An 8,338-nucleotide genomic window follows, 5' to 3' on the forward strand; every position below is an offset into this window, starting at 1 on the left:
TCTCGCGCATTCGCCGGCCTGCGGCACAATGCGCGCATGCGCCCTTTCTCCGATCCTCAGCTTACCCCTGCCACCGACGACGGCTGGCGCCGGCACTGGTTCGACATCATCTACCGGCACGACACCCGCCCGTCGCGTAATTTCGACCTGATGCTGGTGGTAGCGATCCTCACCAGTGTGGTGGTGATCATGATCGACAGCGTGCCGCGCATCCACTCGCACTCGGCGCACTGGTTGGTGCCGCTGGAATGGGCGTTCACGGTGCTGTTCACCGTCGAATACGCATTGCGTCTGGCAGTGGTACGGCGCCCGCTGCATTACGCACTCAGCATCTGGGGGGTGATCGATCTGCTGTCGATCCTGCCCAGCTATCTGTCGTTCTTCGTGCCCGGTGCGCAGACGCTGCTGGTCGTGCGCGTGCTGCGCATCCTACGGCTGTTCCGCATCCTCAAGCTCACCCGCTATATCGAAGAAAGCGGGCAACTGGTGGACGCGCTGTGGCGCAGCCGGCGCAAGGTGTTGGTGTTCCTGTTCAGCGTGCTCACCATCACCGTGATCGCCGGTGCCACCATGTATGTCATCGAAGGCCCGCAACACGGGTTCACCAGCATCCCGACCAGCATGTACTGGGCCATCGTGACCATGGCCACGGTGGGCTTCGGCGATCTGGTGCCGCAGACCACGCTGGGCCGCTTCGTCACCTCGGCCCTGATCCTGATCGGCTACAGCATCATCGCCGTGCCCACCGGCATCTACACCGCCGAACTGGCCAGCACGCTGCGCGAAGGCGGCCACGCCGGCAAGCGCGATGTCCGCAATTGCCCGCGCTGCGGGCTGGAAGGCCATGCGCCGGATGCGCGGTATTGCCGGCAATGTGCAGAGCCGCTGCCGGAACTCTCCAACGGCTAAATTGTCTTGGAGTGGTTTGGAGTGGTTGGGCAGTGCGGGTGGATCAGGTGTGGAGCGGCTGATCTGCGGCTTAGTTGCAGGGTCCTTGCCCGCTCACCATCGCGGGACACGCCGCAAGTACGTCCGTGTAGGCTCTTACGCGGCATCCATGCCGCGCAAGGTCCCGCGCCGGTGAGCGGGCAAGGACCCGTCGAGATGGTCGGTGTGTGTGGTCCAAGCAATGCATGGCGTGCGTTTTCTGATAACGGCACATCCTGCCAACTTTCCCACACAACGCGATCAACAGACTGGCTTTCATCCAGTCACCGACCAACTTTCTGGTGCGGTGTCCTCACCGCTTGCGGGACCGTGTGGCGGCATGGATGCCGCCACCGAGCCTACATGGAGGTACTTGCGGCGTGTCCCGCGAGCGGTAAGGGCACCGCGCCCTGGATCACTGAGCTCTCGATCAGTGAGCTTTTGACTACATCTGAATTCAGCTACCACTCGAAGTAGCGGTGCCTTCGGAACTTGCACAATCACCTGTTCGATGCGCTTCCACAATGCGAGGGACGCGTGCACAGCATCAATGCGACATGCGGTTGCTCATGTCGATCAGATCGTTGTAGCTGGCCAGCACTGCCTGGCGCGTACCGCCCGGCGGCATCGAGCCGCTTTCCAGCAGCATCTGCTCGCTCTTGTTCAATGGTGTCTTGGTGCGGATACGCTCGACCAGCCGCCCCGACTCGCGCGCAAGCTTGTCGGCGGAACGTTCCATGTGGCCCCACATCGCATCGCCCTGCCCGATCTTGGCCTTCTGCGCCTCTTCCAGAAGGCCTTGGTAGCGCGCCAGCTGGGACTGCGCTGCGGCAAGGTCCGGCGTGTCGTTGTCGAGCACCTGCACCAGTTGCTTGCCTTCGCCGATGATCTTCAGGTGATACCAGGAGGCGCTGCGGCCTTCTTCCTTTTCGATCGCATCGATCTGGGCCTGGCGACGCGTGTCTTCATTATGTTCAAGCGCGGTATTCATGGCTTCGCCGGCTTCGAAGAATGCCTGATAGGCCTGCATCAGCGGCGCGTGCAGCGCCTTCATGCCCTTGCCGTCGTCGCGCAGATAATCCTCGCGGTCGTAGTAGCGCACCGCTTCCCCGATACGTTCGTTGAGCGTGGTGAAACGTTCTTGATAGGTCTTGGCCACCGGGTCGAGCTCGGGGTTGGCCGGCGTTTGCGCCAATGCCGCAGTCATCGGCGTGCCACATTCGTCCACGTGATGCGAGAGCACCGTACCCGGTGCATGGATACCGCTTTCCTTGCCGGTCGGACCAGCCTCGGGGTCCTGCATCCAGCCGATATATTGCTGGTAGCTCTCATGGATCGGCTGCTCGACGCCGTTGAAGCAGGTGATGTAGGCATTGATCTTGTCGGCACCTTCAACCGCGGCGGCGGGTGCGTTTTTCTGGCAGCCGGCAAGCAGCGCAGCGAAAGCCATCGCCGCGGTGAGCGGCGCATAACGAAGTTGATGGGTCATCTTGCGTTCCATTGATGGGTTGAAGAAGGTGGCGCCGCAGCGTGCGGCCGAATGACATCTGGCGCAGCCGATCGCCCGGCACACGAACGAGGGCTAAGGACAGCAGTGCTTACTCACGATTGCTTTCGGACACCAGTGCGTTGTAAGTGTTGAGTAACTTGCGCGACGAGCCTTCGGGCGCCAGCGAGGGGCTATTCAACCAGCCCTGTTCCAGCTTGCTATAGGGCGTTTTTTCGACCACGCGTTTCACCCGCGCCTTGGCTTGTCTGCGGAAGGTTTCTGCAGCGGTTTCGAAGCTGTTCCAGGTCAGCTTGCCCGGTTCCTGATCGGCCACCTTGGCATGCGCCTCATCGGAGAGACGGTTGAAGCCGTCCAGCAACGCGGTGACACGTGGCACGTCGAACTGATCTTCTTCCAGCGCATCGGCGATCTTCTTGGCGTCGAGCATCATCGCCAGCCGGTAGTACTCGCGCGTGCGGCCCTCGCCCCGCTCCACCATCTTGAGTTTTTCGCGTTGCGCCGCGTCGTTTTGCAGGTCCAGTTCGGCACTGAAGGTGGTACTGGCATCGGCGTAGGTCGCCAGCGCATCCATCAACTCCGGATGCAGCTGTTTGCCCTTGGCGAACTGGTCGTCTTCGTAGTCCTGCCGCGTGTAGTAATCGGCCACCGCGTGACTGATCGGCTGCAGCGCCTTCAATGCCGCGCGATAGTCGCGTGCCGCATTGTCCAATGCAGACAGCGATGGTTTCGCCGCAGCGGCCGCACTGACCGGCGCATCGCACTGCTTCATGTCGTCGTGGTCGATATCGTACGGACCGGTCATGCCGGATTCGCGACCGGTCGGGCCGGCGAACGGGTCCTGCATCCAGCCGGTGTAGTACCTGGCGCCGGCGTGCACTTTCGCGTTGACGCGGTTGAAGCAGTCGATATAGGCGCCGAGCTTGGCGTTGATGCCTTGCAAGGAATCCAGCTGCTCTTCAGTCGTCTTGGTATCGGCACCTGTTGCAGGCTGCTGCGACTTGCCGCCACAGGCGGTCGCCAGCACGAACACGCAAGCCACCAGGACAAGCACACGGAACTTCGGAGACACGCGCGGTACATCCCTGTTGGAAACGTTTTCAGCCGCGCACGATAACAAACCCTACTGTGAACTTTTTGTGCTCACTGCAGGACGCGCATGCCTTGGCTGACACTCCCAAACGCGACCGCGTGTCTGCCACATCGATCCTCAGGATCGCGGTACCCCGCACGCCGATTCCCCGGCCGCCCTCCGTATCCAGCCAAGCGCGCTGCGATGTTCGCCGCACTCAGTCGAGAAACAGATCCGGCAGCAACGCACGCGACGGGTCGACCGCATAGCCGCTCAGGTCGGTGATGCCGGCCTGGGCCAGCACCTCGTCGTCGATCAGGAACTGGCCATGAAATCCTGCCGCCTCGCGCGTGAGCACTGCATGCGCCGCGTCGGCCATGATCTCCGGCCGGCGACACGCAGCGGCATCCACGCCATCGATCATGTTGATCGCATCGGTGGCGATCACGGTGCGTGGCCATAGCGCGTTGACCGCCACACCTTGCGGGCCGAACTCGGCTGCCAGCCCCAGGGTCACCAGGCTCATCCCCATCTTGGCCAGGGTGTAGCCGGTATGCGCGCCCCACCACGCCGGGTTCAACGATGGTGGCGGCGCCAGGGTGAGGATGTGCGGATTGGCCGCCTGCAACAGATGTGGCAGGCACGCTTGTGCGCACAGAAAACTGCCCCGCGCATTGACCTGCTGCATCAGATCGAAGCGCTTCATCGGCGTGTCCAACGTGCCGCGCAACCAGATCGCGCTGGCGTTATTGACCAGGATGTCGATACCGCCGAACGCCTCGACAGTCGCGGCCACCGCCGCACGCACCTGCTCTTCTTCGCGAATATCGCACTTGAGCGCCAGCGCCTGCCCACCGGCCGCAATCACCGCCTCGGCCGCGCTATGGATGGTGCCCGGCAACTTGGGATTGGCCACCGCCGATTTGGCCGCAATCGCCACGTTGGCGCCATCGCGCGCCGCCCGCAGCGCAATCGCCAGGCCAATCCCGCGCGAGGCACCGGTGATGAACAGGGTTTTGCCGTTTAAGGTCATGGGAATCGGGAATCGAGAATGGGGAATCGCAAAAGCTTAGCGCCTTGAACGTTCAGCAGGCGACGCACGATCAGCTGCCGCGATGCGCCCTACCGATTCCCTACTCCCGATTCCCGATTACCAGCACTTCAAGGCTTCGGCCCCTGCCCCTCGTTGTCTTCCCAATGCAACACGCGGCGGGTCACGAAACGATAGACCGGTTTGCCGGTGGCGAACCACAGCTCGCGGACCCAGGAGGTGCGCTTGAGCACGCGGCGTTCCACCGGGGTGATGGCGGCCGGGCAATACATCCGCTTGTGCTTGAGCAGATGGCGCAGATCCTCGCGTGCAAGCAGACGCATCCAGCGCGCGCGGGGATTGCCGCGCACCGCGAGCTGGAAATCGATCACCGCCGGGCTGCCGTCGTCCTGCACCAGCCAGTTGGCTTCCTTGGCCAGGTCGTTGTGCGCCACCCCGCAGCGGTGCAGCTGCTGCAGCAGCTTGCGTGCGGTACGGAAGTAAGCAAGATCGCCGCGCGGCGGGCGCTGGTACATCGCATCGCCGGCCAGATAGCTGCGATCGAGCTGGCGTCCATCCCAGCGCAGCAGCCGTGGCGTCCGCGGCAAGCCATCCAGCTGACGCAAGGCCAGGGCTTCGCGCCGCGCCAACCACCAGGCCACGCCGCGCAACAACCACGGCGCCACGCTCAGGTCGCGCCGCACGAACACGCGATCGCCTTCGCGGATCAACAGGATGCGCCCGAAGGTATCGGACTTCAGCGGCAGATGGCCGGCGGGATCGTCACTCATCCCTGCATTGTAGGCGGGCCGTCCGCCTCGCCACACAGCGCCCGTTGCCTGCGTGTCACACAAGCGTGCAACGTTGCCCGCTCGCAACCTGAGGTGAAGCAGGCAGGCCGATGTGATGACGGCGCAAGTCCCCTCGTCGCCACGCCCACCTATAATTCGGCAATGAACTCATGGATCGACGCCACGCTGGAGTGGATCGGACACCACCCCACCTTGGCTGGCGTGGTGATCTTTGCCATCGCATTTTGCGATGCGGTGATCGTGCTCGGCGCTATCGTGCCGGCGCTGCCGCTGCTGTTCGCCATCGGCGTGTTGATCGGGCTCGGCCAGATCAACGGGCCGTATGCGGTGGTCTGCGCCACGTTGGGCGCCTTCGTCGGCGACGCGCTGAGCTTTTGGGTGGGCCATCGCTGGGGTCACCAGCTGCACACCTATTGGCCGTTTCGCCGCTACCCGCAATTGCTGGAGCGCGGCGAGCTGCTGTTCCGGCGCAATGCCTTCAAGAGCATTCTGATCGCTCGCTACGTGGGCGCGGTAAGGCCGTTCGTGCCGGCCATCGCCGGCATGTCGCACATGCCGTTCAAGCGCTATCTGTTTGCCAGCGGCCTGGCCTGCATCTCGTGGGCGCTGCTGTTTCTGGTGCCGGGCTGGGTGCTGGGCACTGCCTACGATGCGGTGGCGGCAGTGGCCGGGCGTTTGTTCGTGGTGGTTACGCTATTGGTCGCGGTGATCGGGCTGGCCTGGGCGGTGGTGCTGTACTCGTATCGCTGGTCGGCCGGCCATCTGGATGCGCTGCTTGCGCGGCTGCTGGAGTGGTCGCATCGGCATCCGGTGCTGGGCAACTGGTCGGTGGGCGTGTTCGACCCGCGCCGTCGCGAGTCGGTGCCGCTGGCGATGATGGCGTTGATGCTGCTGCTGTTGGGCTGGGGCTGGTTCGTGCTGCTGATGGTGGTGCTGGCGCATGGCGAGCCGCTGCGCGTGGACCTGGCCGTGCACGATCTGATGCTGGCGCTGCGCAACCCGCTGGCCGACTACCCGATGGTGGCGCTGGCCTCGCTGGGCGACTGGCAGGTGTTGCTGCCGGCGATCGCTGCGGCGATGGGTTATCTGGCCTGGCGCCGACGCTGGATGGCGGTGGCGCATTGGGTGATCGCGCTGGCCTTTGGCCTGGCGTTGACCCAGTTGCTGGGCGCCACCGTGCAGGTGGTGCGCCCGCCTGCGGCCAGCAGCGGATTCGGGTTTCCGTCGGTGGCGGTCACCATGGCCACGATTGGCTTCGGCTTCTTCGCGCTGTTGATCGCGCGCGAGCTGCCCGGCCGGCGGCGGGTGTGGCCGTATCTGGTCAGCGGCGCAATCGTCTCGCTCATTGGCTTCGCACGGTTGTACCTGGGCGCGCATTGGCTCAGCGACGTGGTCGGCGGCATGTTGTTCGGCATTTTCTGGCTGCTGGTGCTGGGCATCGCCTATCGCCGCCGCGCCACGCGCGCGTTCTGGGTCAAGCCGGTGTCGTGGACGTTCTACGGCGTGTTCCTGACCTGCGCGATCGTGTTTGCCCCGCGCAATCTGGAAACGAAGCTGGCCAAGTTCGAACCGCCGCTGCCGCTGCTGATGGAGTTGCCCGCCAGCGACTGGTGGGACGGCCAGTGGCGCCTGCTGCCGGCACGCCGCAACGAATTCGACGACGACCAGCGCTGGCCGCTGGACGTGCAACTGGCCGGCCCGCTTGCACCGCTGCAGCGCCAACTCGAAGCGCGCGGCTGGCGGGTGCAACCGCAGGCCGGTTGGGAGCAAGCGCTGCATCTGCTCGATGTCAGCGGCCGCCCGGACGAGGTACCGATTCTGCCGGCCACCCTGGATACGCAGGTCGAAGCGCTGTTGATGGTGCGTCATGCCGCGCCCGGCCATGTGCATGTGCTGCGCCTGTGGCCGGCAGCGGCTCGCCTGCAACCAGACGCGCAACCACTGTGGGTAGGCAGCACCCAGACGCTGCGCTACAGCCGCCATTTCAGCCTGATCGGGCTGTGGTATCCGCTGCGTGGCGTGGACCCGGCGCTGAGCGCTTTGCGTGAAGCACTCGGCCCATTGCCGCATCGCGTCGAACAGCGCCGGCGCTCGCAGGTACCAGTGATCTTGATCGACAGCACTTCCGGAAATGCGGTGCGGCGAGAGGACAAAGACAATGCCGCACCGCAGACGGAAACCACAGGGTCCGATTCGACTGCATCGGATCCGTCACAACAGCCTCGTTGATCGATCGATTGGTCAGCGCGAGCGGCCGGCAGACGCGCAGTCCTGTAGATAAGAGCTGCTGATAAAACGTCTTGAACGCTGTCTCGATGGTGGCAACGCGTTTGCTTCGCTTAGATGCAGGCGAATGTTTAGGTCAACAGCCTGGTTAGTCGAGTGCGCGGTGGCCTCACCGCTTGCGAGACACGCCGCAAGTCCGTCCATGTAGGCTCGGTGGCGGCATCCATGCCGCCACACGGTCCCGCAATCGGCAAGTACACCGCACCAGAGAGTTAATCGGTTGCTTTGTTCAAAACCATGCACACCGACCATCTTGATTGGTCCTTGCCCGCCCACCGTCGCGGGACCTTACGCGGCATGGATGCCGCGTAAGAGCCTACACGGACGTACTTGCGGCGTGTCCCGCGAGGGTGGGCGGGCAAGGGCCCTGCAGCCAAACCGCAGATCAGCCGCTCTGCAATCGACTCGCAGTCTGCTTTGCTTAAAACCATGCACACCGACCATCTCGACTGGTCCTTGCCGGCTCACCGTCGCGGGACCTTACGCGGCGTGGATGCCGCGTAAGAGCCTACACGGACGTACTTGCGGCGTGTCCCGCGAGGGTGGGCGGGCAAGGGCCCTGCAGCCAAACCACAGATCAGTCGCCCCACAACTGAAGCATCCGCACCGTTCGATTACCTGAGAGCCTGTTCAAAGTCTTCTAAGCAGCAACGCCAGGAATGCCAGGTGGATCATCTGCAAGCTGGTGTTGAGTTGACGCTCGC

At 63.9% G+C, this 8,338-nt stretch carries 6 protein-coding genes; 2 read left to right on the top strand and 4 right to left on the bottom strand.

What is annotated here, in order from left to right; genetic code table 11:
* Positions 1-36 precede the first annotated feature (36 nt).
* Positions 37-909, top strand: a complete 873-nt coding sequence (locus XcyCFBP4188_RS07155; RefSeq protein WP_006451203.1) for an ion transporter — start codon at positions 37-39, stop codon at positions 907-909.
* Between the two features lie 565 nt (positions 910-1,474).
* Here XcyCFBP4188_RS07155 and XcyCFBP4188_RS07165 read toward each other — a convergent pair.
* The 4 genes from XcyCFBP4188_RS07165 to XcyCFBP4188_RS07180 form a co-directional block, all read right to left on the bottom strand.
* Positions 1,475-2,416, bottom strand: coding sequence for a YiiG family protein (locus XcyCFBP4188_RS07165; RefSeq protein ID WP_172839277.1), 942 nt, complete (start codon positions 2,414-2,416; stop codon positions 1,475-1,477).
* Positions 2,417-2,525: 109 nt separating this feature from the next.
* Positions 2,526-3,506, bottom strand: coding sequence for a YiiG family protein (locus XcyCFBP4188_RS07170; protein ID WP_043907334.1), 981 nt, complete (start codon positions 3,504-3,506; stop codon positions 2,526-2,528).
* 217 nt (positions 3,507-3,723) lie between these two features.
* A complete protein-coding gene (locus XcyCFBP4188_RS07175; protein WP_006448835.1) occupies positions 3,724-4,539 on the bottom strand; it encodes an SDR family oxidoreductase in 816 nt (271 codons plus the stop codon).
* A 128-nt stretch (positions 4,540-4,667) separates the two neighbouring features.
* The gene (locus XcyCFBP4188_RS07180) at positions 4,668-5,327 is read right to left on the bottom strand and encodes a serine/threonine-protein kinase (protein ID WP_006448836.1); all 660 of its coding nucleotides are present in this window, start codon (positions 5,325-5,327) and stop codon (positions 4,668-4,670) included.
* A gap of 162 nt (positions 5,328-5,489) precedes the next feature.
* Here XcyCFBP4188_RS07180 and XcyCFBP4188_RS07185 point away from each other — a divergent pair, with 162 nt between their 5' ends.
* Positions 5,490-7,577: a bifunctional DedA family/phosphatase PAP2 family protein gene (locus tag XcyCFBP4188_RS07185; protein ID WP_006448837.1), complete on the top strand. Its 2,088-nt coding sequence runs from the start codon at positions 5,490-5,492 to the stop codon at positions 7,575-7,577.
* Positions 7,578-8,338 lie beyond the last annotated feature (761 nt).

Source organism: Xanthomonas hortorum pv. cynarae (assembly GCF_002939985.1).
Lineage (GTDB): Bacteria > Pseudomonadota > Gammaproteobacteria > Xanthomonadales > Xanthomonadaceae > Xanthomonas > Xanthomonas hortorum_D.